The sequence below is a fragment of the Micromonospora sp. NPDC050200 genome (genome assembly GCF_040656135.1).
Classification (GTDB): Bacteria; Actinomycetota; Actinomycetes; order Mycobacteriales; family Micromonosporaceae; genus Micromonospora.
This window is the reverse complement of sequence record NZ_JBFALG010000168.1, coordinates 1-1,525: the sequence shown is the minus strand read 5'-3', so window position 1 is coordinate 1,525 and position 1,525 is coordinate 1. Positions and strand designations below refer to the sequence as shown.

The 1,525-nt window shown below is 68.5% G+C and carries 2 protein-coding genes; both read left to right on the top strand.

From position 1 onward, the window contains the following. Positions 1-75: 75 nt before the first annotated feature. Entirely contained in the window at positions 76-489 is a 414-nt protein-coding gene (locus tag AB0I41_RS35175) for a transposase (protein ID WP_357115804.1), read from the top strand. Continuing rightward, positions 486-1,490 (top strand): IS3 family transposase, encoded by a 1,005-nt coding sequence (locus AB0I41_RS35170; protein WP_357115807.1) that lies wholly within the window; start codon positions 486-488, stop codon positions 1,488-1,490. The genes AB0I41_RS35175 and AB0I41_RS35170 overlap by 4 nt, the downstream gene beginning before the upstream one ends. The last annotated feature ends 35 nt before the right edge of the window (positions 1,491-1,525 follow it).

Below are 1,525 nucleotides of genomic sequence, written 5' to 3'. Positions count from 1 at the left end.
CCCTGTCTGTCAGGCTGAGATGAGGCAGCCGTTCCGGGAGCGTTAGGCTTGCCGGGAGACAGGAAGAGGATCATCGTGACACTACCCGGCACGCCTGGTGAGCAGGGCGGACGGCCTAAACGGCGAACGTTCACCGCGGAGTACAAGCTACGGATCGTGGCGGAGTACGAGGCGGCGAAGGCCTCTGGTGAGGGTGCGGCGATCCTGCGCCGGGAAGGCCTCTATCACTCACACATCTTGGAGTGGCGGGCCGCCCGCGACGCCGGCGCGTTGACCGCTCTGGGCACCCGTAAGAGCCCGGTGTCCGAGAGCCGGCGCCGCAGCGCCGAGGCCGCCGAGATCGAGCGGCTACGCCGACGCAACGAACGCCTCGAAGCGGACCTGGCCCGCACGAAGACCGCCCTGGAGATCATGGGAAAAGCGCACGCGCTCTTGGAAACACTGTCCGAGAGCGCGGACGAGACGCCTCGGCCGGGCAGGAGGCGCTGAACGCCGCGTTCGAGGCCCTCACCCCGCTGGTGGGTGTGGCTGGGGCGTGCCGGTTGACCGGCCGGTCCCGCGCCACGCACTACCGGCGTCAGCAGCCGCCCGTGGTGTCCCGACCACTGCGGCCGAAGACACCCCCGCCGTCGACGCTGAGCGAGGCCGAACGCCAGCAGGTGCTGGACCTGCTGCATCGGGATGAGTACGCGGAGATGTCCGTGGCGCAGGTGTGGGCCCGCGAACTCGACAACGGCCGTTACTGGTGTTCGCAGTCCACGATGTACCGGATCCTGCGCTCCGCCGGGGAGAGTCGGGAACGCCGCCGGCAGGCCAGCCACCCCGCCCGGACGATCCCGCAGCTGGCCGCGACCGGGCCGTCGCAGGTGTGGTCGTGGGACATCACCCGCCTGAAAACCACCGCGCGGGGCGTGTTCTACCACCTGTACGTGATCATCGACGTGTACTCCCGGTACGTCGTCGGCTGGCACGTCGCCACCGGCGAGGACTCCATGCTCGCCCGGGAGATGATCGACGACGCCATCGCCCGCAACCAGGTCCGACCGCAGGTGCTGCACGCCGACCGCGGCTCGTCGATGACCTCGAAACCCGTCGCCGAACTCCTCGCCGACCTCGACGTCACCCGCTCCTACTCCCGGCCCCGGGTGTCCAACGACAACCCGTACTCCGAAGCCCAGTTCAAGACGTTGAAGTACTGCCCCGCGTTCCCCGACCGATTCGACTCCCTGCACCACGCCCGCGAGTTCTGCACCGAGTTCTTCACCTACTACAACCACGAACACCGCCACTCCGGGATCGGTCTGCACACCCCCGCCTCAGTGCACTACGGCACCGCCAGCGACGTGCACGACCAGCGGCAGGCCACCCTCGACGCCGCCTGGCGGGCCCACCCCGACCGATTCACCCGCCGCCCCCGCCCCCCGGCCCTGCCCGACACCGTGTGGATCAACAAACCAGCAGCTCAACCCGCAGATCTACAGAACACCTGACCACGAAAACGTCTCACTTGACTTGACAGGTTCCG